We start from the raw sequence: 25318 nt of genomic DNA on the forward strand, positions 1-25318 counted from the left end.
AGCAATACAATATTTACCAAAGAATATGGCCAGTCATAGATTTTGTTCTGTTTTTTGACCATTGATAGTGACTTCAACCTTTCCACTGTGATAAGCATCACTGGCAGACGAAGATATTATCCACCGCATAGTTGAACCTGGAAGAACATAACCTAACAGACCTGGCGTAATCGTTTTTCGCGCCCCATTAGCCTGAATAAATGTCATGGCAGAAAGCTGGGCGTGGCTGTTTCCCTGATTACTCACATCGACAAATGTTTTGCCATCGGTTTGCACCAATGCCCATTTTAGCTTCGCTGTGTTTTCAGCCTGCCCGACAGGCTGCAAAAACACCGGGACGGAATAGCGCATAACAAATTGAAGGGTATTTTTCTGCACTTTGGCAGGCGGAAGTTCATCAATAAACAAACGGTAGGCCTGTTCCACCTGATTGGTGGCAGGCGTCGTGCGGATCACGCGGACAAGCTGACGCTCCCCGGCGGGCAGCGTCACGATGGGCGGACTAATGACCAGCCCCTGAGAGGTTGACAGCCTGTCGGCATTGCCGCTTTGCTGCCAGTTAAACACCCGAACCTGCGCGTTGAGCGGCGCAGTCCCTTCATTACTTAACCATATACCGTCCGCATTTTGTGCGGCGCTCAACGTCAGGTTAACCGGCGATATCTGCAGACCACCGGCCAACGCATTTTGTCCCACGGCCAGCGCCAGCAACAGGCATGCGCAGGCCGGGCGTCCGCCTAATTTCATTTTCATCCGTTGTCCTGAAATCAGTAGTTAACGTTGACGGTCACAGTATCCGCATAGCTGTCTGGCGTGTAGTTGGCGCTCGCCGCAGTGGCATAAACCGTATACGAGATAGCAAGCCCTGTGCCCACCCCCGCCACGCCGTTGCCCACTGTCGTTGTGGTAGCGGTGTTACCCCAAACTGGCCCGGTAGCCGAGGTTTGGTTCAACTGATAAGGGACTTTGTCGGTGTTGGTTGCGGCGTTAAGCACGGACGACATTGCCCCCGAACCGGTGGTGGTTCCGCCGTTGGCCGCAGAAGGCGCAAGCCCAATAAAATAGGGCGTTGCCTTGGAGCAGTTAACGGTGAAAGTATTACTTTGCGAGGTGTTTACTGCGCTAGCTGCAACCGAACCCAGGTTAATATTCGAGGCCGTACCCGCCGTTACTGCACAGGACTTTGTAATAGTAATGAGGACCTGAAATGTACCGTTTGCCACCGCAGCATTAGCCGATGGAATAATCGCAAACGCAGTACAAGAGAGAATTAAGCGTGCTGCAGTGGCTGAATTCATATCCTTACCCTCATTCAAATGACTCAATCGTGCTTCGTGAATACACAACGAAGCGGCACGGGATGATTTAACGTTAGTTTATATTCCGCTTTAATAAAGACGGCGGACACCATAACTTGTCGTTTATATAATTCGTCATGAAGCCAAATGGCTGACTCTAAATACCGTTCATGCTGCGGGGAGCATGGTTCTGCCCACAAATTAATCCCAATCGTTCACTTCACAAGCAGGCAGAACAGTGTCTGACCGCACCCTTTATAGACCTCACGGTAAGAAAAAAATCAGTACGTTACGCCATCACTTAGTTGAAATTTAGTTTAGAGAATGGGAAATAACCAGACTCCCCCCCAAAATTCGCCTTAGCGGCCGATTGACACATTATTACCAATCAAAACAAGTCGTTAACCAGCACACACCTCAGAAGCCTGCAAAGTGAAAAGAATATATCCGCTATTTTGTGATGTTAATCACAAATAATGATTAAGTGCTGCTTAATTAACAATTAACAGAATTTATAAAAAAGAGTTGTATATCGGCGCGGTTTGATTCAATTTATGCTCCGCGCATTTACGGCCCGGAAACAATAATTATATAGGGGTCAGTAAGTTACAAAAAAACACACATTAACTACAGTCAACTACGGGGTTACTAAGTCAGTGGCAAGTTCAAACAAACTCACGCTATTCATCATTCTGTTCATGATAGCGGGGATCTTCACCGGCGCGGCCATCCACGAATACGCCGCCGCCGACGTTATCAAAAGCTACGCCGATAACATCACGCTGTTTACCGATATCTTCCTGCGACTGATCAAGATGGTGATTGCGCCATTGGTCTTTAGCACGCTGACGGTCGGTATCATGAAGCTGGGCGAAACCTCCACCATTGGCCGCGTAGGCGGTAAAGCGATGATCTGGTTTGTCTCTTCTTCCGTGCTGTCTATTCTGGTCGGCTTGTTTATTGTCACCCTGGAGCATCCGGGTGCGGGCATGAACCTGGAAGTGCCGGCTGAAGCCGTGCAAACAGGTCTGGCGGTCAGCGGGATGACGCTGAAAGCCTTTATTTCCCATACCATCCCAACCAGCATTGCCGGGGCGATGTCGGACAACGAAATCCTGCAGATTGTGGTGTTCTCGATGTTCTTCGGGATTGCCGGTGCTTCTTTGGGTGAGAAATTTAATGCACCGCTGGTGAGCGCGCTGGACGTTGTCTCCCACATCATGCTGAAAGTGACCGGTTACGTGATGTATGTCGCGCCGCTGGCTATTTTCGCCGCCATCTCTTCAGTGATTGCCACCCAGGGCCTGGGCATTCTGCTCAATTACGCTTCGTTTATCGGCGGCTACTATGTGGCTATCGTGCTCACCTGCATCGTGCTGATTAGTGTGGGTTACATGGTGCTGAAGCGTGATGTGTTCCGCCTGCTGGCGATGCTGAAAGATCCCGTGCTGGTGGCCTTTACCACCAGCAGCTCCGAAGCGGCCTATCCGAAAACGCTGGATCAGCTGACGCGCTTTGGTTGCTCCCGTAACATCGCCTCGTTTGTGCTGCCCATCGGCTACTCCTTTAACCTGGTGGGGTCGATGGTCTACTGCTCCTTCGCCTCCATGTTTATTGCCCAGGCTTACAACGTGCACCTCTCCTTCTCTGAGATTGCCGTGCTGATGCTGACGCTGATGCTGGCGTCCAAAGGGATTGCGGGCGTGCCGCGCTCCGCGCTGGTTGTACTGGCGGCAACAATTCCAAGCTTCAATATTCCGGTGGCGGGGATCCTGCTGTTAATGGGGATTGACCACTTCCTGGATATGGGTCGCTCGGCGATCAACGTGCTGGGCAACGGCGTGGCTACCGCGATGCTGTCCAAGAACGAAGGGATGCTGGAAGACACCGAGACTGACACCGTGCCGGTGGAAGAAGTTAAGGCATAAAAAAAGGGCTACCCTCGGGTAGCCCTTCTTATTTTAGCAAACCGGATTAAGCAACCGCAGAATCCAGCAGTTCCATCTCTTCGCTGTTCAGCAGCTTCTCAATGTTCACCAGAATCAGCATACGTTCACCCAGCGCGCCCAGACCGGTAAGATATTCGGTCGACAGCGTGACAGCGAACTCTGGCGCAGGACGAATCTGGTCGGCGGTCAGCGACAGCACGTCAGACACGCCGTCAACCACAATCCCGACCACGCGTTTTTCCAGATTCAGCACGATAACCACGGTATTGTCGTTATATTCCACGCCATCCTGTTCGAACTTCAGGCGCAGGTCGATAATCGGCACGATAACGCCGCGCAGGTTGGTAACGCCTTTGATAAAAGCAGGCGTGTTCGCGATGCGCGTCACCTGATCGTAACCGCGGATCTCCTGCACTTTCAGGATATCAATGCCGTACTCTTCAGCGCCGAGGGTGAACACCAGAAACTCCTGGCCTACGTTTTCCCCGGTCAGTTTTGTCACATTCGTTAGTGCAGTCATTTGCGTACCTATTCTTTTAAGCGGTTAATCAGGCGACGGTTAGCGCCAGACGTTGTTCACGGTTTAGCCCCTGCAGCGCAGAAACATCGACGATCAGCGCCACGCTGCCGTCACCCAAAATGGTGGCTGCAGAAATGCCCGGCACCTTGCGGTAGTTGCTTTCAAGGTTTTTCACCACAACCTGATGCTGGCCAATCAGCTGGTCGACCAACAGCGCGTAGCGGCGTCCGGCGCTTTGCAGGATCACAACGATGCCCTGCGTGGCTTCGGTTTTGGCGCCCTGAACGTCAAAGACTTTCCACAGCTCAACCAGCGGCAGATATTCCCCACGCACTTCCAGCACGCGCTCGCCGCCCGCCAGCGGGTGCAGATCTTCTTCCTGCGGCTGCAGAGATTCCATCACCGCGTTCAGCGGCAGAATAAAGACTTCATCACTCACCTTAACCGACATGCCATCGAGGATAGCGAGCGTCAGCGGCAGCAGAATGCGAATGGTTGTCCCTGCCCCGGCTTTCGACTGGATTTCGACGTGGCCGCCCATTTCCTGGATGTTACGTTTCACCACGTCCATGCCCACGCCGCGGCCAGACACGTCGGTGACCTGCTCGGCGGTGGAGAAGCCCGGGGCGAAAATAAGCATCCCAACTTCGTCGTCGGTCATGCTTTCACTGACCGGCATCCCCTGGGAAATGGCCTTCGCCAGAATACGTTCGCGGTTAAGCCCAGCCCCGTCATCGGTTACTTCGATACAGATATTCCCGCCCTGATGCTCCGCAGACAGAATCAGGTTACCGACTTCGGACTTCCCTGCCGCACGGCGTTTTTCCGGCGACTCGATACCGTGGTCAAGGCTGTTACGTACGAGGTGCGTTAACGGGTCGATAATGCGCTCGATCAGGCTCTTATCCAGCTCGGTGGAGCTGCCCATCAGCGTCAGTTCTACCTGCTTGTTCAGCTTCCCGGCCAGATCGCGAACCAGGCGTGGGAAACGGCTGAAGACGTATTCCATCGGCATCATGCGGATAGACATCACCGATTCCTGGAGGTCGCGCGCGTTACGCTGCAACTGCCCCATGCTGGTGATCAAATCGCCATGGTTGACCGGGTCGAGCTCGTTAGAACGCTGGGCCAGCATGGACTGGGTGATCACCAGTTCACCAACCAGGTTAATCAACTGGTCAACTTTCTCTACCGCCACGCGAATGCTGGTCGATTCGGATGCGCGAGCAGCAGGTTTATCGCGCTCAACGCGCCCTGTCGCAGGGGTTAGCGGCTCAGGCAAACCAGCTTTTTGCACGGCAACTGCCGTTTGAGCAGGCGCTTCAGGCACCGCCACCGAAGTGGTTTCTGCCACCGCTGGCGCGCTGGCTGCTGTAACCGGCACAAAGCTGATTTGCTCTGGCTCAATCACGAAGCAAAGTACGGCAGTAATATCGTCTTCGCTGACGCTGGTTTCCAGCGTGGCCGTTACGGAAGCGGTATCTTTAACCACTTCGCTCAGGGTCCCCAGGTTCCCCAGCTCTTCGAGCATCAGGTCACGCTCAGCCTCTTTCAAGCCATCAATCACTACGCGCAGCTTACCGCCGCTGTCGGCAGGAGCCGACGCAGGTTGTTCAGTTTCAACCACGGAGAGTTTGGCCGGCGCCGAGGGTGCCTCGCCTTTGGCTTCCAGGGCAAGCTGACGCAACGCTTTGCAGATGTAGTCGAAGCTTGCGGCATCCGGCTCTTCAGAGTTTTTATAGGCGTCCAACTGTTCCTGCATAATATCCTTGGTTTCCAAAAACAGGTTGATGATATCGGTGTTGAGCTGCATCTCACCGCGCCGCGCTTCGTCAAGCAGGTTCTCCATCAGGTGGGTCGTTTCCTGCAGGATGGAGAAGCCAAATGTACCCGCTCCGCCCTTGATGGAGTGGGCCGCACGGAAAATAGCGTTCAACTGTTCGGAGTCCGGCGCCTCAGGCACCAAATCCAGGAGATGCTGCTCCATATCGGCCAACAGTTCGTCGGCTTCGTCAAAAAATGTCTGGTAAAAATCGCTAATATCCATGCTCACGCTATCACCTCGTGCCTGGTTGTGGCGCAACTGTGTTATTCGCCGGAGCCGCCGTTGGATCCTGCTGCAGAACGCTGAGAGGCTGGTTCTCGCTCTCTGAGTTCTCATGCATGATGGCGTCTTCGGTCTGTTTATTAAGCACCAGCAAACTGATGCGACGGTTAATGGCGTCCCCGCCTCCGCGTTTGGAGAGGCTCATCTGCGAGGACATCCCGATGACGCGCAGCACTTTGCCATCGTCGAGGCCGCCTGCCACCAGCTCACGGCGGGAAGCATTCGCACGGTCGGCGGAAAGCTCCCAGTTGCTGTAGCCGCGCTCGCCGTTGGCATAAGGCAGGTCATCGGTATGGCCGGACAAACTGATCTTGTTAGGAATACCGTTCAGCACCGGGGCGATTTTGCGCAGGATGTCGCGCATGTAAGGCTCGACCTCCGCACTACCGTTTTTAAACATCGGGCGGTTCTGGCTGTCGATAATCTGAATCCGCAACCCTTCCTGAACCAGGTCGATTTGCAGATGCGGACGCAGCGCACGCAGCTTAGGGTCAGACTCAATCAACTGGTCCAAATCCCCTTTGATTTTCTTCAGGCGGTTGGCTTCCATGCGCTTGCGCAGTTCTTCGATGTTGGGCTGTTTTTTCACTTCGCCCTGCTGCTGAGTGACGTCGTCACCGCCACCGGGAATAGGGCTTTCGCTGTCGGCGATACGCTGGCCGCCGGTAATGGCCTGAGCCAGCGGAGTGCGGAAGTAATCAGCAATTTGCGCCAGCTCTTTCGGGCTGGAGATGGAAATCAGCCACATGACCAGAAAGAAAGCCATCATCGCGGTCATAAAGTCCGCGTAGGCAATTTTCCAGGAGCCGTGAGCCGCCCCGCCGTGTCCCTTGTGCTTGCGGCGCTTTACGACAACGATGGGATGGGACTGATTTTTCATACTTCTTCTTCCGTCGCGCGCTGCGCGTTCGGGGAACGTACCGCTCTGACGTGTTCTTCCAGCTCAATGAACGATGGACGCTCGCTGGAGTAAAGCGTTTTACGGCCGAATTCCACCGCGATTGGCGGCGCATAACCGTTGAGGCTGGAGAGTAAAGTGACCTTCACGCACTGCATCATTTTAGTCGTTTCAGCGCTTTTTTGGCGCAGCACGCTCGCTAATGGGGAAATAAAACCGTAGGCCAGTAAAATACCGAGGAAAGTTCCCACCATGGCGTGCGCAATTAATGCGCCTAATTCCGCTGCGGGGCGGTCAGCGGATGCCAGGGCATGAACAACCCCCATTACCGCAGCAACGATACCGAAGGCCGGTAATGAATCCCCCATTAACGCAAGGCTGTTGGCCGGTATTTCCGCTTCGCTTTCATGGGTCTCGATTTCTTCATCCATCAGCGCTTCAATTTCGAATGTATTCATATTTCCGCTGATGATTAAACGCAAATAATCGACAATAAAATCAAGCATCATGGTGTCCGCTAGAATACGCGGGTAGCTGGCGAAGATTTCGCTTTCTTTAGGGTTTTCAATGTCTCTTTCGAGTGAAAACATACCCTGCTGACGCGACTTAGCCATCAGACGATAAAGCAATGCCATTAAGTCCATATACATGCTTTTGGTATATTTTGAGCGTCTGAAGAGCAACGGCAGCGCTTTTAAGGTGCCCTTAATCGCCTTGCCGTTATTCCCTACAATAAACGCCCCAATACCCGCCCCACCAATGATCACAAATTCAGCAGGTTGATAAAGTGCGCCAAGGTGGCCGCCGGTCAACATGTAACCGCCGAACACTGTCCCTAAAACAACCAGGTAACCTATTAAAATCAGCACGAGATCATCCTTACGCCGTTGAGTGTAGCGAGGATGCCCAGGAGGCAGGTGTAGCGTCGTGTTTGGGCATAAAAAAAGCAGCGGTAATCTCTCACCGCTGCTGGAATACGCAAACACAGAATCTGTTACACAGCCTGTTCCACCTGGTCATCCAGCAGTTGTGGAATAATATCGGCAGCATTCTGGGAAAGTTTACGTCTTTTTACCGCCCTCGATGGCGGCTGGCACAGACTGCAGGCAAAGCTGCCGACAGGCTGGTGTGCGTGGGTAATAAAATTGCCTCCACAGCAGTTACACTGGCTCAGTTGGAGCATACCGCTCTCAACAAATCGAACCAGCGTCCACGCGCGAGTCAGCGCCAAGAGCGGGCCGTCAGACTGGGAAGGACATTGTTCAAGATAGAGTCGATAGGCTTTGATCACCGCATCAACGCCGGTACATAGCCCACTACGAAGTAAAAACTGCCAGGCATTACAGAACATGGAAGCATGAATATTTTGCTCCCAGGTCATAAACCAATCAGTAGAGAAAGGCAGCATCCCTTTTGGAGGAGGACTTCCACGGAGTTCTTTGTAGAGTTTGATCAGGCGACCACGGCTCAACTGCGTTTCGCTTTCCAGCATTTGCAGTCGGGCACCCAGTGTTATCAGCTCCATAGCGAGCTGAATGTCGCGAGCTTCCTGGACAATACTTTTCTCGCTCATTTGTTATGCCCTTTTTTTCTTAGGTGCCTCGGCAGGCGTCGACACCTCATTCAATAAACGGGTAGATAACAAAATACCGGTATGAATTTGCTGTAAATCATCCACACGGGAGTCTTGTGTTAAGCGAGTAATTGCCTGACTTTCGCTAAACCGGAACTGACAAACTAATTGGTTAGTTTCTGCCAATTTTACCATTTGAGGCAACGTGAGTTCCCCAAGCGTATTTGCCATATCTTCAGCGATACCTAAGCGAAACATAGCAGAGGCTTTGTCCTGACTAATAAGACGCTGTGCAAGCAATAAGTACGACAAATTGATGTCGTAAATATGTTTTAGCAACTCGGAAGTATGCATTTTTTCCATCCCGAATAACCAACTATTATTGTATGCGGCCCAGCCTAAATATGTCGGATGACAGTAACGTGTCAGCGCGAGTAAATTCTCCAGAAACTTACAGTTGTAAGAAGCCGAAGCGCATCTCTCGCGCCATTACTGTTTTCTGAACTATTAGGGGGTTGTTACCGCACCCCGCGATGTCGCCGGGTCTCCCCGGTTAAATTAAAACAATCGTTACGGCCAAAATGCACGGATAAATCTTTAGCTCTGACTAAACTCCTTCGCATCCCACAGAAGAAGCCTTTTCCCTGACAGAGCCCGAACGCCTGTTGTCGTTCATCATTTTATTACAAAAAACTAAGATTTTTCCTAATTCGGGCAAACTCTACTCGCAGCCCCTGGCACATACAATGCGGGCACCTGCGATTTTGGAATTTATGTGACGCAGATCACATAAATACATCATCCTTTGGGATGAAAAGCATCAGAATCGCTTTTCATTTGCTTACTTTTTCATCTGATTAAGAATTTTACCGAAGCCGACAGATGAATAGTGACACGGAAAGATCACAACTCTATGAGTTGTCATTGCTTTTTATCCGATACGGGCGGCCAGGAATGCCTTAGCGATCACACTTTGTGAAAGCCATTCGGAGTAATCTGCTGTTATTCATGGACTTAAGTCAAATTATAGCGGCATTTTAACTGACCGTTATGATTTCAAAAGCGCCTGTTACCGAAAGTTATCGCGCGATCCAGGTTCTGAAATTAATCCATTCGTCTGATGGAAAATTTTTACATTTCGTCTACGAAACAATGTTTCAAATTCGTTTCATAAGAATAACTAAACAATTTCTATGAGTGGCTTCACATTTCGTACCGCGACAAGCGTTGCGCCTCGGGCACAACTGGTGTAAGAAAATGTTAACAATTCACACTAAATGTGGAGGGGTTATATGAGCTATCGTCATGTGCTGGTTGCCGTTGCTATCACGCCTGAAAGCCATCGTCTGGTACAAAAGGCCGTCTCCATCGTTAAACCCGTCAACGGAAAAATTACCCTCGTCACGCTCGCGTCAGATCCCGAACTGTATAACCAGCTTGCCGCCCCTATGCTGGAAAGTTTGCGCGATCTGATGCTGGAAGAAACCCACCTTTTTCTCGATGAGCTAAAAGAGAAAGCGCAATATCCTGTTGAAAAGGTAATTATTTCCACAGGGGAACTAAGCGAGCACATTCTGGATATCTGTGAAAAACACGATGTCGATTTAGTCCTTTGCGGTAATCATAATCAGAGTTTTTTCAGCAAAGTCATGTGTTCGGCCAAGACTGTTGTGGCTTCCAGCCGGGTCGATGTGTTGCTAGTCCCGCTTTAAGTCTTTCTCTGACAGAAAGCGGAGCCTGCTCCGCTTTTTCACCCCCAACCCCGCTGCTTATTCGATTATTCCATAGCGACTAATCACGATAATTTTTCAAAAATCGCGTTTTTATCCTGCCATTTCACTGCCGCCGGAAAGAAGAAAAAACACGCTCCAATAAACGGCTGGATTTCCAGGTTTCATCATTGTTAATGAGGTACGGCTTACTGTGAGGACACGTTGCAAGCGAGATGCGGACTCCCTTGCGCGGCATAATCACCTCACTAAGGCATACTTTTTTCCGATAGATAAAAAAATCAATTCATTAGCCGTACCAGCAGATTCTGGTGTTTTCCCTGGCCCAAAACAGCTTGTTTTTTGTACTCATCATCTGCTCTTGCACAACAAGAGATCTCCTTAGCCGCGGAACATCTTGACCCCTGAGAGCAAAAATTTTTTTAACCACGGATCTTCAAACCTCCGTCTAAGATGCAAAACAGACAAACATGATCTCGATGCGCATAAACCAAAATCTAAAATACAACCAAAAAATAAAAAATGATTCACATTGGAAAATAAACAAATCCAATTAATCGTACTTTTGACATAGCCCCACAGAGATAGCATCACGCCAATGAGTAAAATATATTTTATATCAAATACAGCAAGTTATGTAACAACGCAAGGGGCAAAGAATTAAGCTTTTTTTATCTTAAATAAAATTAAAGAAATGAAAAATAGCGCCACTTAGGACTTTTCTCACCATTAATAGCAGCGTATGTTTATTTCATCTCTTCATAAAATTGCTCATGAAATAAGGATATTGATATGCCTACTGCCAGCATGATCCAGAAACTGAATGCGCAAATTAATCGTGAATTCTACGCCTCCCATCTGTGTCTGCACTTGAGTGCCTGGTGTGCCAAACATAGCCTGACAGGGAGTGCGAATTTTTTACGCAGTCAGGCTCAAAACAACGTGACCCACATGATGCGGGTCTTCAATTTTATGAAGCAATCCGGCGGCATGCCTAGCGTCGGCACCATGTCCCCCCCAGACTGCGACTGCCTGACGCTGGAAGAGCTATTTCAACAAACGCTGGATGACTATCATCTCAGGCAAGAAACGCTGACCACGCTTAAGGAAGAAGCTAAAGCCATCAATGCCGGTAAGATTGTGAGTTTTTTAATGGCGCTAGGCTTAGAGCAGGATCGTGAGGGAGAACGGCTGCAAACGATTCTTGAAGAAGTGCGCGACGCAAAAAAAGCGGGCCTGTGTATGAGCCAGACCGACAGGCGCGTGCTCAGCTTTGTCGAACGAGACTATCACTGAACAGCTTCTGCTCAGATAAAAAGCACCGCAACCAGGCGGCGCTTTTGCTTTCTGGCAGCGGATAAAAGCTTCAGTGCGCTTCTTTCTGCTGAGTAAACTTCAGCTCAATCAAAGCAATAGCTTTTTGAATCGCACGGCGCGTGACCGGGTCAACGGCCGCCGGATGGGTAGTAAAATCGATGGTTTTCAGCTGTTCGGCCATCTTGTCACGGACTTCAACGGGCGCGATCACATCAATCACGTCGAGAATTTGTTTAATCACTAACTGGCATGCCACGACATCGGAAACCAGTTCCTGATCGGCAGAGAGTTGTTCGGCCATTTTAATCTCCTGTTTTATTTGCGCGACAGTCTACCTGCGTGCCTCCGTACGAGGCAACAGCCCATTCGTTGGCAGAGAGAAGAAGCGGGAGCAAATGCCCCCGCCGACTCATTTTTCGAACAACCAGCAGGCCACGCGGTGACCCGGCGAGATCTCCTGCATACGGGGAGCTTGCTGCTGACATTGGCCCATCGCTCGCGGACAGCGGCTGGCAAACTTGCAGCCAACGCTCTCCCCTGTATCACCGCCTATTTCGCCCTTTACCCCTCCCTGCTCCAGCATCTGAACATGCGGGTCGGCAACGGGGATGGACGCGAGCAGCGCCCTGGTGTACGGATGAGCAGGCTGGTGATACAGCGTTTCCGCTGGCGCTTCCTCCACCAGCGATCCCAGGTACATCACTCCAATACGGTCAGAAATGTGGCGAACCATCGACAAATCGTGGGCGATAAAAAGATAAGTCAGCCCGAAGGCCTGCTGCAGATCCTGCAGGATATTCACCACCTGCGCCTGCACAGAGACATCGAGGGCAGACAGCGGCTCATCGCAAAGAATAAATTCAGGATTCACCGCCAGCGCGCGGGCAATGCTGATGCGCTGCCGCTGACCACCGCTGAACTCATGGGGAAAGCGGTTCAGATGCTCAGGGTTTAATCCCACCTGCCCGAGCAACTCCAGAGTACGGGCTTTACGCCGTGCCGCATCATAACCGTGGATACGCATTGGCTCAGCGATCAGCTGCGCCACCGTCATGCCGGGGTTTAGCGACGAATAGGGATCCTGGAAAACGGCCTGCATCCGACGGCGAACAGGCTTTAGCTGGCGCTCGTTAAGCGCCGCAATATTTTGCCCGTCGAACTCGATTTCCCCGTCGGTCAGTTCAAATAGCCGCAATACGCTTCGCCCGAGCGTCGATTTACCGCAGCCCGATTCCCCCACCAGGCCGTAAGTTTCCCCCGGAAAAATATCGAAACTCACGCCATCCACGGCTTTGACCGTAGTCCCCGGCCCGAACCAGCCCCGACGAGCGATGAAATGCTTGTGCAGATTACGCACGCGAATCAAAGGAGTAATGTCAGGCATGAACGGCCTCTTTTTCCCACAGCCAGCAGTTGACTTCATGGCCGTCGGCAAGCGTGTGTTTGGGTGCCGCCGTGTCGCAAATGGCCATGCGCTGCGGGCAACGCGCGGCAAAAGGACAGCCGGGCGGCGGGTTGAGTAGACCCGGAGGGCTGCCCTCAATCGGCGATAAGCGCTCTTCGTTACCGTCCGGCCGAGGCAGCGAGGCCAGCAAACCTCGCGTGTAAGGATGTGCGGGGCGATAAAAAATCGCGTCAACGCTGCCCTGTTCCATAACCAGCCCGCCATACATCACCACCACCCGGGAACAGACTTGTGCCACCACGCCGAGGTCGTGAGTGATCAGTAAAATCGCGGTGTCCGTCTGCTGCTGAAGGTGTTTCAGCAGGCGCAGAATTTGCGCCTGAATCGTCACGTCCAGCGCGGTCGTCGGCTCGTCTGCAATCAGCAATGACGGATGGCACGACAGCGCGATGGCGATCATCACCCGCTGGCGCATCCCACCGCTAAACTCGTGCGGGTACTGGTCATAACGTTTCTCCGGCTGGCTGATGCCTACTTGCTCCAGCATCGCGATCGCCTTCTCTTTCGCCGCCTTCTTACTCAAACTCTGGTGGCGAATCAGGATCTCACTCATCTGTCGTCCGATAGTCAGCACCGGGTTTAACGCCGTCATCGGATCCTGGAAAATCATCGCGATTTCGCTGCCGCGAAGGTGGCGCATTTGCTCTGCCGTTTTACGCGCGAGGTCTTCTCCCTGAAAACGGATATGGCCTCCCACCACTTTGCCGTGACTGCCCAGCAAATTGATAACCGATTTACAGGTAACGCTTTTGCCACAGCCAGACTCGCCCACAATGCCAACAACCTCCCCGCGCTGCACGCTGAAGGTAACGCCGCGTACCGCCTGAACTTCGCCCTCGCGGGTATAGAAAGAGGTTTTCAGGTTTTCTATTTCCAGCAAATTACGCATCGCGATTTGCCCCCGGCTCGAAAGCGGTACGGAACACATCGCCGAGCACGTTAAAACTCAGCACCGTCAGTAGGATTAGCACGCCCGGGAACATAGCAAGCCAGGACGCTTCGCCGATATAAGACTGAGCGTTATTCAGCATACTGCCCCAGGAGGCATCCGGCTGCTGCACGCCAAGACCAAGAAAACTCAATGTTGACTCCATTAAAATCGCCGAGGCGATATTCAACGTTGCCGCCACGATAATCGTCGGCAAAATATTCGGGATGATGTGCCGCGCGACAATCATCAGCGGATGCTCCCCGGAAGCCCGGGCATAAATCACGTATTCCCGCTCTTTCAGCGTCAACGTTTCTGCCCGTACCAGCCGCGACATATTCATCCAGGTCAGCGCGCTGATAATTAAAATGATGTTAGCAATCCCAGGCTTCAGGTAAGCATTGAGCACCAGCAGCAGGAAAAACGCCGGGATCGCCATTAAGATGTCCACCAGCCTCATCAGCAGGTTATCAATTTTCCCGCCAAAGTAGCCGCTGACGGTGCCCACCAGCGTGCCAATTAGCGTGGAAAACATCATGGCTAAAAACCCGACCATCAGGGAGATTTGCCCGCCGTAAAGCGCGCGGGTGAAATAGTCCCGGCCATATTCATCCGTGCCAAACCAGTGGCCCGCCCCCGGCGGCAGCATTCTCGCCTGCAGCGACATCTGATTGGGGTCCCACGGACTTAGAAAAGCCGATAATGAAGCCAACGCAAAAATCACCAACACCGCCAGAGAAAGCTGCGCGGGGCGGCTGTGTTTGAGGCCTTGTTTAACCTGATTCCATCTTCTGCTCATGGTTACCTCAGCGCCTTAATGCGCGGATCCGCCACGCGATACAGAAGATCGGCCAGCAGATTCCCTACGATCAGCATCAATGCTGAAAGCAAAATAATGGCCATGATCAGCGGGTAGTCGAGGGAGGTGATAGCCTGGATCCCCAGCAGCCCCATCCCCGGCCAGGAAAAAACGCTTTCCGTCACATAGGCGCCCACCACCAGCTCGCCAAAAGAGAGGCCAAACAGCGTGATCACCGGCAACAGCACGTTCTTCAGCACGTGCCGGAACAGAATGGTGCGGCGGGTCGCCCCGTAGGCCAACTGGGTTTGCACATAGTCGGCGGACAGCTGGCTGATAGTGTTCGACCGGATGTAGCGCACGTAGCTGGAGAGGTTGTAAAACGTCAGAGCGATACAGGGCAGAATGCCGTGACGAATCACATCGAGCCAGGAATCCTCCGCGCCAATGGTCCGCATCCCCATGCTCGGCAGCCAGTTCAGCTGCACCGAAAACACGGTAATCAGCAGGATGCCAAACCAGAAGATCGGCACCGAGATCCCGACGTAAGCGAACAGGTTTAGAACATGGTCGAGCCAGCGGTGTTTGAACGCACCCGCCAGCAGCCCAAGCGGGATCGCCAGCAAGATAGCTAACACCAGGGACGCGCCCATCAGGCCAAGGGTGGCCGGGATACGCTCGCCGATCATCGTCAGCACCGGACGGTGGTAGATCAGGGAGTAGCCAAGATCGCCCTGCAGCAGATTCTTCAGCCACAGCAGGTACTGCACCGGCAGCGGTTTATCCAGCCCCATACTCTGGCGGATACGTTCGATATCCTCCGGGCTCATGCGAGGAGTGATATACGCCTGCACAGGATCGCCGGGGGCCAGCTTCACCAGTAAAAAAGAGACCAGCGAGATAAAAAGCAGCATCGGGAGCAGCTGCAGTAAACGCCGGAAAAGAAGGTTATTCATAGTTTCGCCTTCCTCCGCCCGGCCTGCACAAAACGGGCCGAGAGGAGGATCACTCATTGTTATTGTTGATAAATCTTAGACAGATCCTGGAACATATAAACGGGCTTAGGCTCGGCTTCTTTCGTCCCGCCAAAACGTTTGTCCACGGCCACCACTGCGTTGGTGTAAGCAATTGGGTACCAGGCCATATCGCTGGCGACGGTTTGCTGGATCTGCTTGTAGATAGCCGCGCGCTTAGCCGCATCCGTTTCCGTTGCGCCCTGCTCCCACAACGCATCAAACGCCGGGTTTTTATAATGCGCGTAGTTGTAGGCTTCGTTGCTCATATACAGCGATTTATAGCCATCCGGCTCAGAGCCCATGATGTAACCCCCCAGGCTTAGCTCATAGGCCGTGTTTTTCATGTCCTGGCTGCGCTGAGACATCGCGTTCGCATCCAGAGGCAGCAGTTCAACGTTGATGCCTATCGCCTTCAGCTGCTGCTGAATGTAGAGCCCCATGCTTTCCTGGGTTTTATTGCTGTTGATGTAAGCCAGGCGCAGCTTCAGGCCCTCCGGCTGCCCGGACGCTTTAAACAATGCTTTGGCTTTTTCGAGATCGAATTTATACGGCTCCACATCGCTGGTTTGGTAGAGGGTATCCGGGGTCAAAATAGAAGCCGCAGGTTTGGCGTAATCGAGCGAGGTGAACGCCGTTTGCACAAGGTCATCTTTGTTCAGCGCATACGCGATAGCCTGGCGCAGATCTTTGCTCTTCATGCTGTCAACGTTCTGGTTAAACGTCATGTAGGCCAGACGCCCTTCCGGGTAAATAACAAAATCAAACTTGCCGGTGGCTTTCAGGCGCGAAACATCCTGCGGATCGACCATTTTGAGATTGATTTCGCCGTTCTGCAGCGCGAGGTTGGCCGAGTTGGCATCCTTCGCAAAACGGTAGGTGACCGAGTCTAGTTTCGATTTGCCGTTCCAGTAATCATCAAACCGCGTCAGGGCGTAGTACTGACCCGCCCGGTACTCTTTAAACTTGAACGGGCCGGAGCCGACAGGCGCATCATTGCGGGTACTTTTTTCCAGATCGCCCGCTTCGCTGCCGAAGATATGCTGTGGGATCGGGAAGATTTGCACCAGCGTACCGGCGAACGCGGCGCTGATCTGCGGCAGCGTAAATTTAACCGTCAGCGGATCCACTTTGCTCACGGCCAGCGGCTTGTTGCCATAAACAAACATGCTGCGGAAGAAACTGTGCTGCTTTTCATCGAGCAGTTTATTAAAGGTGAACACCACGTCATCGGCGGTGATCGGCTGCCCATCCTGCCATTTCAGGTCGGGCTTGAGTTTCAGCGTCCAGGTGAGGTTGTCGGCCGACGGCGTCAGGCTTTCCGCCAGGCCCCACTCGATCTTATCGCCGTTGTAGCTGTACAGCGGCGAGTAAAGCGCCTGCATGATGGTTAACGTAGTACGATCGCTGGCGTACAGCGGGTTCATGGCCAGCGGGTCGCCGGAGGTGATGCCGATTATCAGGCTGCCGCCCTGCTGCGCTTCTCTTGCCGGAGCGGGTGCCGCCGCGGTCTCTTTTTTTGCGTCATCACAGCCGCTTAAGGCCAGGGCCAGCGCGGCGACCAGCGCCGACAATACCAGAGGTTTACGCATTGCTTCAGAAACTCCTTGCTCAATAAGAGCCCGCATAGTGCGACACTCGCGATCGCTTGTAAATGTGCCTAAAAAGCATAAGCTTAGCTGAATTTTAACTATCCGCATGGTGCCTGACACCAATGCCTGCGGGGAATATTATTTAACCAAGCTGCGTCACATATTTTTGTTTCCGCGCATGTATAAGACGTAAAAAAAGCAACCCTGAGGCTGCTTTGTCATTTACGTGACTTTCAGACTGCGTTAAGTCGGAACATCGCCACCGCGTCATGCAGATGGTGCGCCTGCTTCTCCAGTTCAACGGAAGAGAGTACCGACTTCTGGACCAGGTTCACGTTCTGCTGCGTCACGCTGTCCATTTCCCTAACGGCGATCCCGACCTGCCCGATGCCCTGACTTTGCTCCAGGGAAGCGCTGGCAATCTCCCCCATAATGTCGTTGACCTGCTTCACGGCGCGGAGGATCTCGTCCATCGCTTCCCCCGCTTTTCGCACCTGCTGCGACCCGGTGTGAATATTACTGACCGAGTCGTTGAGCAGCGTTTCAATCTCTTTGGCGGCCCCGGCGCTGCGGCTGGCCAGGTTACGCACTTCGCTGGCGACGACCGCAAAGCCTTTGCCCTGCTCTCCCGCCCTTGCCGCTTCCACCGCGGCGTTTAGCGCCAGAATGTTGGTCTGGAAAGCGATGCTGTTAATCACCGTGGTGATATCGACAATTTTATTCGCGCTGCTGGCAATCACGTCCATGGTCTTCACCACCTGCTTCACAGAATCCCCGCCGTTTACCGCGGTATTGGTGGCATTCTGCGCGAGATGGCTGGCGTGATTCGCATTGTCGGCGTTCAGCTTCACCGTACTGTTCAGCTGCGCCATGCTGGCGCTGGTCTGCTCCAGCGCGGCGGCCTGCTGTTCCGAGCGGGATGACAGGTCGGTGTTCACCCCGGACACTTCGGTGGCGTTGCTGCGAATAGCCTCAGCGCTGTCCCGGATCCGGCTCACCGCCCTTTGCCAGTTTTCCTGCATCTTTTGAATAGGCGGTACCATCAGGCCAATACAGTTACGCCCCAAATCCGGCAGTGCAGCGGCCAGTTCACCCTGCGCCAGGACATGCATGTGGTGGCGGATAGCATTGACCGGTTTCACCAGGCAAAACCACAGGTAGCGTTCTGTAAAAATGACGATCGCGATGCTGATGGCGATGGAAAGCATCAGCATCCGTTGGGCCGTGTTAATCCACGTCAGCTGATCCGGGCTCAGGGCAAGCTGTTGTTTGAGATTATGTAATAGCCACAGCGTCGCGCCCGCCACGCAGATCCATGCCAGCGTTGAAAAGATTTGTATCAGCACCACCATCGCGCGAATTTTAATATTGCGAATAATGTTCATTTTTTGGTTCCCCGGTAAAAATAAAATGCACTTCCTGTGCGGCTTTAGCGACGCGCGTCCTGATTTATTCCCTTGTATACCTGCATAAGTGAAATTAAATCGCGCCGTAGCGCTATTGTCGGCACGGTTCAGCAAAACTTGACGCGTATTTGATCAAAAAATCGCCGCGCATTTTGTGGGGAATTTATGTTAGGTAAGACTTTTTTATTCCACAATTTGAATTAAGGATTATTTAAAATTCGAAATTTATGGAATTTACGACCAGCTTAATTGAACAGGCTTTTCTGCCCGCCGCGCGTGCTACCATGAAAGCGGTTAAGTATGAGGTATGAATCAAAGATGAAGCGCATTTCTCTGGCCGTTACTGCCCTGTTGCTGGGCGGATGCACCGTAAGCAAAACGCCTGTTCCGCTCAATACCAATGAGCCTGCCGGTGTTGTTCGCCTCGCCTATAGCCTGCCGCCGCTGCAAACGGCCAAAGTGGATAAATTCCTCGCCCAGTCCACGGCTTCGCGCCAGTGCCAGCAATGGGGCTATGCCAGCGCCATTCCTTACGGCAGCGACATCAAGACCTGCACCACCTACAGCGGCACCGTTTGCCTGAACACCCAGGTGGTGCTGGAGTACCAGTGCCGTGGCGTGACCGGCCCACAGTATGCGGGCGTCACCAGCAACTGGTAATTTGTGAATACTCCTCTATTTTTAGAGACACCTGAGCAAAGAGAAGCCTGACACCAATGTAACCCGTTCCTGACGATAAATATCTCGCGCCGCCGTCTTCCCACGGCGGCTTGACTCTATTTGTTCATCAGGAAATTAACATGCTTCTTTTATTGCTACGCGCCCTGCGCCAGCACCGCTGGTTCTCGCTGCTCGGGTTGGCGCTCCTGTTCTCTTCGGTAGGTAACGGCCTGACCTATGTTCTGGTCTTTAGCCAGCTGTTAAACAGCCACGCTACGCCCGCCTGGCTTTCTCTCGCTTACGTCCTCGCGCTTGCCCCCGGCTTACCCGCCAGCTTTGTTGGCGTGTGGTTATTAAAGCGCTGGCCGCCGTTTTCCGTTCTGCTTCTCGGTGAGAGTTTAGGCCTTACGGGCCTGGTTCTGCCGTGCCTTGCGTTGCTGAATGATCACCCGACCATGCTCTTATTGAGCCAGGCCGCCGCCGCTTTTAGCACCGGTCTCACGGTGCCGGTGCTCAGCCAGCTCTTCAAACAAGGCTTATCTAAAGCATTAATGCCCGCCGCCGCAGGTATTGAAACGCTAGTGTTTGCAGCCAACGTTATCTTCGGCGTGGGAATGGGGACATTGTTATATGGCCACGTCAGCCTGTGGCTGATGCTGTTTCTGGATGCGCTCAGTTTCACTTTTGCCATGGGGCTACTTTGGCGAGCCTCAGCGGCTTTTGTTATCACAGGAGAAGAAAACAACGCCCTCGGCGAAAGCGAAGAATTTAGCTGGCGGCACGTTACCCCGGTACAAAAGCGTAGCCTGCTTCTGCTGCCCAGTCTTGCCCTGGTTGGCGCGCCTGTGATGGCTTTGCTCCCTGCTCTGGCCCCTGCGTTGCCGGGCGATAACACAGCCAATGGCCTGGCGCTGCTGTTTGCCCGCAGCGCAGGGCAACTGCTCGCCCCGCTCCTGCTAAGTGAAAAACAGGTACGCAACCGGGCGGGTAAAAGCTTCCCGCTGATGCTGGCGCTGCTGCTTTTCACATTGTGTTATTTCGCCGTAGCGTATTCGGGCACGTTGTGGCTGGCCGTGCCGCTCATCGTGCTCGCACATTTGTTCAGTAACTGGTTTTATCTGGTTGCGACGCTCAACGTAATGGACAGTTTCCCCAGCCCGCAGGTTGGTGCTGCCATGGCGGCAACCTGGCGACTCCAACTCGGCATTACGTTAATCGCTCCTCTGGTCACGGGGACGATTGCCGGGTACTTCCCGGCACAGTGGGTACTGCCCGGCAGCGGCATCTGCGGGATTATTCTTGCCCTGTTGATGCTCGGTGACTTGCGAAAAGTGCGGAATTGTAATTTGATATCGCGGCGGAATCATTCCGCATTTAATTTTAATAATGATGATGACAGTAAGACAGGTGGATAATGGTATTTTATAAAGCAACACTTGCAGGGGCATTAGCTCTGGCTCTGGCGGGCTGTGTCGCGCCAGCGAAAACCACATCGGCAGTAACCGCCCCGGCTAAACAGTGCCAGGTTGGTGATGCAATGACGCAAACCACGCTCTATTTCGGCATCAGCCGTCCATCCGGGGCGGAAATTACCGCCAATGAATGGCGCAGCTTTGTGGATAAAGACGTGACCCCACGTTTCCGCGAAGGGCTGACTGAATATGATGCCAAAGGCCAGTGGCTGAACGCTAAAGGTGAAGTGACCCACGAACCGAGCAAAGCGATCATGCTGATTCGCGGCAGCGATGCGGAGAGCAGCAAAAAGGTAGACGAACTGCGCGCTATCTATAAAACCCGCTTTGCGCAGGAATCCGTAATGCGCGTTGACCAGCCGGTCTGCGCCGCGTTCTGATTGTTGTGAAGAGAAGAAACGGCGGGGAAACCCGCCGTTTTTGTTTTTACAGTACCAGCCCGGCAAACGCCGCCGACAGCAGGCTGACCAGCGTCGCGCCGTACACCAGGCGCAGGCCAAAGCGAGAAACCACGTTCCCCTGCTTTTCGTTCAGCCCTTTGATAGCCCCGGCCACAATGCCGATGGAAGCAAAGTTAGCGAACGACACCAGGAAGACCGACAGGATCCCCAGCCCGCGCGGCGACAGCGTCGCCATGATCTTCTGCAGCTCGATCATCGCCACAAATTCGTTCGCCACCAGCTTGGTCGCCATGATCCCGGCCGCTTTCAGCGCATCCGCCTGAGGAATACCCACCAGCCAGGCAAACGGATAGAAAACGTAGCCCAGAATTTGCTGGAAGCTCAGGCCGAAGACGGTGGCGAACAGCGCATTAATGGCGCTGATAAGCGCGATAAAACCAATCAGCATCGCCAGAATAATCATCGCCACTTTGAAACCTGCGAGGATGTATTCCCCCAGCATTTCAAAGAAGCTTTGAGATTCGTGCAGCTTCTCAAGCTTGATTTCTGGCTCAGCGCCAGGGCGGGTCGGGTTAATGATCGACAGGATAATAAACGTGCTGAACATATTCAGGATCAGTGCCGCGACCACATACTTCGGCTCCAGCATCGTCATATAAGCCCCGACGATGGAGAGCGAAACCGTGGACATCGCCGTTGCGGCCATGGTGAACAGGCGGCGAGAGCTAAGGTCGCCCAGCACACCTTTGTAGGCGATGAAGTTTTCAGACTGGCCCAGAATCAACGAGCTCACGGCGTTGAATGATTCCAGCTTGCCCAGGCCGTTCACTTTAGAAAGCAATGTGCCGACGATGCGAATAATGATCGGCAGAATGCGGAAGTGCTGCAGGATACCGATCAGCGCCGAAATAAAGATTATCGGGCACAGTACACCGAGGAAGATAAAGGCCAGACCCGCTTTGCTCATGCCGCCAAAGACGAAGTCGCTGCCCTGCCCGGCGAAGGTCAGAAGATGGCCAAAGAAACCGGACACGCCGTTAATCACCCACAACCCGCTGTCGGAGTGTAGGAAGAAGAACGCCAGCAGGCCTTCAATAACGACAAGTTGTAACAAATAGCGGATGCGGATGGTTTTACGATCGAAGCTCACCAGCCACGCCAGTCCCATGATGACAAAAAGTGCGAGAAGAAAATGAAGAATGTTCATGTGCAGTCTAATTTTGAAAGAAACGTATTTAGCCACAGCTCTTGCGTCAGGTAAATGGCGGCCATAAGAATATTTAGCCATAAGATTTTCCAATGACAACATAAACTTACTCTTAGCATGGTTACCATTTTGCGCGGCTAAATATGACTAATTCATGACACCTTATTTGGCAATAAAATAGCGAAGCGGAACAAGATTAATTCTCATTATTAATTCATTTTGTCACAAATAAAATAATAGTAACAACCATTCTCATTACACTAATATAATTAACAATTTCTTTGCATTATGGAAAATTAATAATTAAAGTAGCGCCATATTAACGTCCCTCAAAAAATATGGAGCCTGTGATGCTGAAGACGGAAATGATTGAAAAACTGAACGAGCAGATGAACCTTGAACTCTACTCCTCCCTGCTTTACCAGCAGATGAGCGCCTGGTGCAGCTATCACAGCTTCGAAGGGGCCGCCGCGTTCCTGCGCCGCCACGCTCAGGAAGAGATGGAGCACATGCAGCGCCTGTTTGCTTATTTAAATGATACCGGAAGCATGCCGCGTATTAACGCCATTCAGTCCCCGTATTTAGAATACGCGTCACTGGACGAGTTATTTAAAGCCACCTACGAGCACGAGCAGCTAATTACTCGCCAGATTAATGCGCTGGCGCATTCCGCGATGACCTCTCAGGATTATCCAACCTTTAATTTCCTGCAGTGGTATGTTGCCGAGCAGCATGAAGAAGAAAAACTGTTTAAATCCGTGCTGGATAAACTCAGTCTGGTAGGCAAAAGCGGCGAAGGCCTTTACTTTGTCGATAAAGAGCTGGCTACCCTGGACGCTCAGGCTTAATTGCCGTGAAATAGCAGGCCATTGCGGCCTGCTATTTTTATTTTAGTGCAGCGCCCCGCCGTTTCGCTGGCTGTGCCAGTACCCGTATAGCGCCAGTGCCGCAGGTTTAATCGCCTCAATGCTCGCCAGAAATGCTTCCGGCGTCAGGCTCTCAAACTTCGCTTCATTCTCTTCCAGTCCATGCAGGGCAATGGCGTCCAGCTCTGGCTGAAGTTCTGCCGGCAGCGCAGGCCAGCTTTCCAGTGACACACCGCGCATGTAGCCGTAGCACCACTCTTCCACGATGGTGATTTCGCGGTTATCCACTTCGCTGGTACCAAACAGAGGCTCAAACTGCCCCGGATACTCTGCAAGGCGTTCGGCAATGTCGTTCATATGCTGGAAAACCAGTACGCTAAAGCGCGTCAGCTCTTCTTTGCTTTCCCATTCTGGCTCAACATCGCCACCCCATACCGCCCGCAGCACGGTGGCAGGTTCGGTCACAGCTGGCCCCGACAATAGCGCCGTGAGTAGCCCGTCCAGCTCAGCCACATCAATCACCGAATGCGCCGTGCCATATTTCAGCAGGATGTCATCCAGCCAGATAATTTCGTCTTCGTTCAGCGGTCCCTGGGACATTTTTGGCTTCCTCGTCTCGCGTTTTGAATAAAATTTTGCGTAGTGTACCCGTTCTGCGCGCGACGAGTCATTTTCATTCCGCTTTTGTCAGGCATTCCACCAATAATTGACAGGTTTTGTCGTAGAGCGACGGGGTGTGCTGCAGCGCCTGCCAGACGCTGTTGTGGTCAGCACCCGGCACTGTCAGCAAAGCATGTTTGCCCTGCCCCGACGCCGAATCATAAAGCCGCGGTGGGATCTCTGCCGGGATCACCCGGTCTTCTGCCGCGGCGATGACCAGGACATTACCGCCAAATTCAGCCACAGTCTGCCAGGCGTCGCTTTCGGCCCAGCTTCGCGGCTGGCGGATAATGGCGGAAAATTCAGGCCCGAAGTTTACCCGGTAAGCCGAAGGGTGATACACGCCCGGCACCATCAGGATAAGGGAATGCAAAGGCACGGATTTACTCAGGTGCAAAGCGTTGTACGCCCCCATGCTGACGCCCATGCAGCCAGTCAACTGAGGACCTAAATGTTCGGCAACCGCCAGCGCCTGCCCGGTGCGGCTGATTAAAGAGGAGTGAGAAAGATCTCCACCAGTTTCCCCGTGGCCGATGCAATCAAAAGCCGTGCTGCCAAAGCCCAGCTCCGCCATTAAGTGCCGGTAGCGAAGACCCGCCTCGCGGTCTTTTGAACCACCGTGGATCATCAGAATGTGACCTTTACTGGCAAAAATACTGTCAGCCTTGAGCATGCGGCCCTGAAAAGCGACATCAAATGGGTGTCGGGAGAAAGTGTTCATGGCTGCCTGGTGCGATATTAGTCGATGAGTTAGCATCGCATCTTTATCATTCCTAAGTAAGCCCCAACGTTTTATGACAAAAAGAGCGTATGCTCTGCGGCCCGGCGCGCAACCAGCCCTTTTAGAACCTTACCGCCAGCTCTGTTCCACTTTGAAAACTCATCTGCCGCGCCCGCATAATCACCTGCGTTGAGCTTTTTCAGCAGCGTAGAACCTTTCAGGGCCCTGGGGCCAAGGTTATAGGCAAAATCAACCAGGGCATCGAACTGATTTTGGTTCACATCGACTTTTAACAGTCCCGACACCTCCTTTTCATACTGCACGATACCGCTGCCCAACTGGCTGTCGGCTACGTCCTGAGTAATGACCATTCCGGCAGCGACCGGTCGGCCTTCAACTGGCTGTGTCCAGCCATAGCCTATCGTCCAGACTCCAACAGAATCCTGATACGCCGAGAGTTCACAACCTTCAAATTTTTTTAGCAAAGCAAAACCTTCCTGGCTCAGTTTCATTTGTTTATTTCCTCATGATTAATGCCGTAAGCATATGAGCCAGTGAACAGCAATATGTTGTGATTCATCAAGGAATAACCAAAAATGCTCCTGATATAATCACGCCAGTAAAATACCAATGACAGTTAATATCCAGGGAGGAAATAAACATGAGTGAGTATTCTCGATTTAATTACTTTAAAAACCGGGACAAGGCATTCGCTAATTTAATTAGCATTATTGAT

26 protein-coding genes are annotated in these 25318 nt (G+C 52.6%); 7 read left to right on the forward strand and 19 right to left on the reverse strand.

Annotation, left to right across the window (positions count from 1 at the left end):
• Positions 1–33: 33 nt before the first annotated feature.
• Positions 34–753 carry a molecular chaperone gene (locus LH23_RS19125; protein ID WP_039294618.1) on the reverse strand — a complete coding sequence of 240 codons (720 nt, stop codon included), beginning with the start codon at positions 751–753 and terminating at the stop codon, positions 34–36.
• Between the two features lie 14 nt (positions 754–767).
• Positions 768–1298, reverse strand: coding sequence for a spore coat U domain-containing protein (locus LH23_RS19130; protein ID WP_039294621.1), 531 nt, complete (start codon positions 1296–1298; stop codon positions 768–770).
• Positions 1299–1954: 656 nt separating this feature from the next.
• Between LH23_RS19130 and LH23_RS19135 the strand changes: the two genes are divergently transcribed.
• Entirely contained in the window at positions 1955–3226 is a 1272-nt protein-coding gene (locus tag LH23_RS19135) for a dicarboxylate/amino acid:cation symporter (protein WP_039294624.1), read from the forward strand.
• Positions 3227–3272: 46 nt separating this feature from the next.
• Here the strand turns inward: LH23_RS19135 and cheW are convergent, their stop codons facing one another.
• From cheW to flhD, 6 genes are all read right to left on the reverse strand, one after another.
• Positions 3273–3767 carry a chemotaxis protein CheW gene (gene cheW, locus LH23_RS19140; protein ID WP_008453882.1) on the reverse strand — a complete coding sequence of 165 codons (495 nt, stop codon included), beginning with the start codon at positions 3765–3767 and terminating at the stop codon, positions 3273–3275.
• Between the two features lie 28 nt (positions 3768–3795).
• Complete coding sequence (cheA, locus tag LH23_RS19145) at positions 3796–5814, reverse strand: chemotaxis protein CheA (RefSeq protein WP_231560196.1); 2019 nt, start codon at positions 5812–5814, stop codon at positions 3796–3798.
• Between the two features lie 10 nt (positions 5815–5824).
• Positions 5825–6754, reverse strand: coding sequence for a flagellar motor protein MotB (gene motB / locus LH23_RS19150; RefSeq protein ID WP_039294631.1), 930 nt, complete (start codon positions 6752–6754; stop codon positions 5825–5827).
• Positions 6751–7641 carry a flagellar motor stator protein MotA gene (motA, locus tag LH23_RS19155; RefSeq protein ID WP_008453872.1) on the reverse strand — a complete coding sequence of 297 codons (891 nt, stop codon included), beginning with the start codon at positions 7639–7641 and terminating at the stop codon, positions 6751–6753. Before motA ends, motB begins: the two co-directional genes overlap by 4 nt.
• Positions 7642–7766: 125 nt before the next feature.
• Positions 7767–8345 (reverse strand): flagellar transcriptional regulator FlhC, encoded by a 579-nt coding sequence (gene flhC / locus LH23_RS19160; protein ID WP_039294634.1) that lies wholly within the window; start codon positions 8343–8345, stop codon positions 7767–7769.
• Positions 8346–8348: 3 nt separating this feature from the next.
• Complete coding sequence (gene flhD / locus LH23_RS19165) at positions 8349–8699, reverse strand: flagellar transcriptional regulator FlhD (protein WP_039294637.1); 351 nt, start codon at positions 8697–8699, stop codon at positions 8349–8351.
• 938 nt (positions 8700–9637) lie between these two features.
• On the opposite strand from flhD, the gene uspC reads away from it, so the two are divergent.
• Together uspC and LH23_RS19175 are read left to right on the forward strand one after the other, a co-directional pair.
• On the forward strand, positions 9638–10057 hold the full coding sequence (gene uspC, locus LH23_RS19170; protein ID WP_039294639.1) for a universal stress protein UspC: 420 nt from the start codon (positions 9638–9640) through the stop codon (positions 10055–10057).
• Positions 10058–10867: 810 nt separating this feature from the next.
• Positions 10868–11371 (forward strand): non-heme ferritin-like protein, encoded by a 504-nt coding sequence (locus LH23_RS19175; protein WP_039294643.1) that lies wholly within the window; start codon positions 10868–10870, stop codon positions 11369–11371.
• 70 nt (positions 11372–11441) lie between these two features.
• Here LH23_RS19175 and LH23_RS19180 read toward each other — a convergent pair whose 3' ends face one another.
• From LH23_RS19180 to LH23_RS19210, 7 genes are all read right to left on the reverse strand, one after another.
• Complete coding sequence (locus LH23_RS19180) at positions 11442–11693, reverse strand: DUF2766 family protein (protein ID WP_008453864.1); 252 nt, start codon at positions 11691–11693, stop codon at positions 11442–11444.
• 108 nt (positions 11694–11801) lie between these two features.
• Positions 11802–12776, reverse strand: coding sequence for an ABC transporter ATP-binding protein (locus LH23_RS19185; protein WP_039294647.1), 975 nt, complete (start codon positions 12774–12776; stop codon positions 11802–11804).
• Positions 12769–13746 (reverse strand): ABC transporter ATP-binding protein, encoded by a 978-nt coding sequence (locus tag LH23_RS19190; protein WP_039294650.1) that lies wholly within the window; start codon positions 13744–13746, stop codon positions 12769–12771. Before LH23_RS19190 ends, LH23_RS19185 begins: the two co-directional genes overlap by 8 nt.
• Positions 13739–14584, reverse strand: coding sequence for an ABC transporter permease (locus LH23_RS19195; protein ID WP_039294654.1), 846 nt, complete (start codon positions 14582–14584; stop codon positions 13739–13741). Before LH23_RS19195 ends, LH23_RS19190 begins: the two co-directional genes overlap by 8 nt.
• Positions 14585–14586: 2 nt before the next feature.
• Positions 14587–15540: an ABC transporter permease gene (locus LH23_RS19200; RefSeq protein ID WP_039296925.1), complete on the reverse strand. Its 954-nt coding sequence runs from the start codon at positions 15538–15540 to the stop codon at positions 14587–14589.
• Between the two features lie 59 nt (positions 15541–15599).
• The gene (locus LH23_RS19205) at positions 15600–17189 is read right to left on the reverse strand and encodes an ABC transporter substrate-binding protein (RefSeq protein ID WP_039294657.1); all 1590 of its coding nucleotides are present in this window, start codon (positions 17187–17189) and stop codon (positions 15600–15602) included.
• 233 nt (positions 17190–17422) lie between these two features.
• Entirely contained in the window at positions 17423–18574 is a 1152-nt protein-coding gene (locus LH23_RS19210; RefSeq protein WP_039294661.1) for a methyl-accepting chemotaxis protein, read from the reverse strand.
• Positions 18575–18913: 339 nt separating this feature from the next.
• Here LH23_RS19210 and yecR point away from each other — a divergent pair, with 339 nt between their 5' ends.
• The 3 genes from yecR to LH23_RS19225 all read left to right on the forward strand — a co-directional run bounded on the left by yecR (position 18914) and on the right by LH23_RS19225 (position 21107).
• The gene (gene yecR, locus LH23_RS19215) at positions 18914–19255 is read left to right on the forward strand and encodes a YecR family lipoprotein (protein ID WP_052050349.1); all 342 of its coding nucleotides are present in this window, start codon (positions 18914–18916) and stop codon (positions 19253–19255) included.
• Positions 19256–19395: 140 nt separating this feature from the next.
• Entirely contained in the window at positions 19396–20670 is a 1275-nt protein-coding gene (locus LH23_RS19220) for a hypothetical protein (protein ID WP_039294667.1), read from the forward strand.
• Entirely contained in the window at positions 20670–21107 is a 438-nt protein-coding gene (locus LH23_RS19225) for a DUF3574 domain-containing protein (RefSeq protein ID WP_039294670.1), read from the forward strand. The genes LH23_RS19220 and LH23_RS19225 overlap by 1 nt, the downstream gene beginning before the upstream one ends.
• 46 nt (positions 21108–21153) lie before the next feature.
• Here the strand turns inward: LH23_RS19225 and LH23_RS19230 are convergent, their stop codons facing one another.
• The gene (locus LH23_RS19230; protein WP_039296928.1) at positions 21154–22335 is read right to left on the reverse strand and encodes a NupC/NupG family nucleoside CNT transporter; all 1182 of its coding nucleotides are present in this window, start codon (positions 22333–22335) and stop codon (positions 21154–21156) included.
• 350 nt (positions 22336–22685) lie between these two features.
• On the opposite strand from LH23_RS19230, the gene ftnA reads away from it, so the two are divergent.
• On the forward strand, positions 22686–23183 hold the full coding sequence (ftnA, locus tag LH23_RS19235) for a non-heme ferritin (protein ID WP_039294673.1): 498 nt from the start codon (positions 22686–22688) through the stop codon (positions 23181–23183).
• Positions 23184–23225: 42 nt separating this feature from the next.
• Here ftnA and LH23_RS19240 read toward each other — a convergent pair whose 3' ends face one another.
• The 3 genes from LH23_RS19240 to LH23_RS19250 all read right to left on the reverse strand — a co-directional run bounded on the left by LH23_RS19240 (position 23226) and on the right by LH23_RS19250 (position 25094).
• Positions 23226–23801, reverse strand: a complete 576-nt coding sequence (locus tag LH23_RS19240) for a UPF0149 family protein (RefSeq protein WP_052050352.1) — start codon at positions 23799–23801, stop codon at positions 23226–23228.
• Between the two features lie 73 nt (positions 23802–23874).
• The gene (locus LH23_RS19245) at positions 23875–24582 is read right to left on the reverse strand and encodes an alpha/beta hydrolase (protein WP_052050355.1); all 708 of its coding nucleotides are present in this window, start codon (positions 24580–24582) and stop codon (positions 23875–23877) included.
• Between the two features lie 71 nt (positions 24583–24653).
• Entirely contained in the window at positions 24654–25094 is a 441-nt protein-coding gene (locus LH23_RS19250; protein ID WP_039294676.1) for a lysozyme, read from the reverse strand.
• Between the last annotated feature and the right edge of the window lie 224 nt (positions 25095–25318).

Origin of the sequence: Cedecea neteri, from assembly GCF_000758305.1 — a bacterium.
Classification (GTDB): Bacteria; Pseudomonadota; Gammaproteobacteria; order Enterobacterales; family Enterobacteriaceae; genus Cedecea; species Cedecea neteri_C.

Bases quoted from the DNA above. Each gene is read 5' to 3' on its own strand.
- LH23_RS19185 (WP_039294647.1), bottom strand. From the start codon at position 12,776: ATGCCTGACATTACTCCTTTGATTCGCGTGCGTAATCTGCACAAGCAT.
- LH23_RS19175 (WP_039294643.1), top strand. From the start codon at position 10,868: ATGCCTACTGCCAGCATGATCCAGAAACTGAATGCGCAAATTAATCGT.
- cheA (WP_231560196.1), bottom strand. From the start codon at position 5,814: ATGGATATTAGCGATTTTTACCAGACATTTTTTGACGAAGCCGACGAA.
- motB (WP_039294631.1), bottom strand. From the start codon at position 6,754: ATGAAAAATCAGTCCCATCCCATCGTTGTCGTAAAGCGCCGCAAGCAC.
- cheW (WP_008453882.1), bottom strand. From the start codon at position 3,767: ATGACTGCACTAACGAATGTGACAAAACTGACCGGGGAAAACGTAGGC.
- LH23_RS19125 (WP_039294618.1), bottom strand. From the start codon at position 753: ATGAAAATGAAATTAGGCGGACGCCCGGCCTGCGCATGCCTGTTGCTG.
- flhD (WP_039294637.1), bottom strand. From the start codon at position 8,699: ATGCATACTTCCGAGTTGCTAAAACATATTTACGACATCAATTTGTCG.
- LH23_RS19195 (WP_039294654.1), bottom strand. From the start codon at position 14,584: ATGAGCAGAAGATGGAATCAGGTTAAACAAGGCCTCAAACACAGCCGC.
- LH23_RS19240 (WP_052050352.1), bottom strand. From the start codon at position 23,801: ATGTCCCAGGGACCGCTGAACGAAGACGAAATTATCTGGCTGGATGAC.
- LH23_RS19200 (WP_039296925.1), bottom strand. From the start codon at position 15,540: ATGAATAACCTTCTTTTCCGGCGTTTACTGCAGCTGCTCCCGATGCTG.
- LH23_RS19250 (WP_039294676.1), bottom strand. From the start codon at position 25,094: ATGAAACTGAGCCAGGAAGGTTTTGCTTTGCTAAAAAAATTTGAAGGT.
- LH23_RS19205 (WP_039294657.1), bottom strand. From the start codon at position 17,189: ATGCGTAAACCTCTGGTATTGTCGGCGCTGGTCGCCGCGCTGGCCCTG.
- LH23_RS19245 (WP_052050355.1), bottom strand. From the start codon at position 24,582: ATGAACACTTTCTCCCGACACCCATTTGATGTCGCTTTTCAGGGCCGC.
- LH23_RS19230 (WP_039296928.1), bottom strand. From the start codon at position 22,335: ATGAACATTCTTCATTTTCTTCTCGCACTTTTTGTCATCATGGGACTG.
- uspC (WP_039294639.1), top strand. From the start codon at position 9,638: ATGAGCTATCGTCATGTGCTGGTTGCCGTTGCTATCACGCCTGAAAGC.
- ftnA (WP_039294673.1), top strand. From the start codon at position 22,686: ATGCTGAAGACGGAAATGATTGAAAAACTGAACGAGCAGATGAACCTT.
- LH23_RS19210 (WP_039294661.1), bottom strand. From the start codon at position 18,574: ATGAACATTATTCGCAATATTAAAATTCGCGCGATGGTGGTGCTGATA.
- LH23_RS19225 (WP_039294670.1), top strand. From the start codon at position 20,670: ATGGTATTTTATAAAGCAACACTTGCAGGGGCATTAGCTCTGGCTCTG.
- yecR (WP_052050349.1), top strand. From the start codon at position 18,914: ATGAAGCGCATTTCTCTGGCCGTTACTGCCCTGTTGCTGGGCGGATGC.
- LH23_RS19220 (WP_039294667.1), top strand. From the start codon at position 19,396: ATGCTTCTTTTATTGCTACGCGCCCTGCGCCAGCACCGCTGGTTCTCG.
- LH23_RS19180 (WP_008453864.1), bottom strand. From the start codon at position 11,693: ATGGCCGAACAACTCTCTGCCGATCAGGAACTGGTTTCCGATGTCGTG.
- flhC (WP_039294634.1), bottom strand. From the start codon at position 8,345: ATGAGCGAGAAAAGTATTGTCCAGGAAGCTCGCGACATTCAGCTCGCT.
- LH23_RS19190 (WP_039294650.1), bottom strand. From the start codon at position 13,746: ATGCGTAATTTGCTGGAAATAGAAAACCTGAAAACCTCTTTCTATACC.
- LH23_RS19130 (WP_039294621.1), bottom strand. From the start codon at position 1,298: ATGAATTCAGCCACTGCAGCACGCTTAATTCTCTCTTGTACTGCGTTT.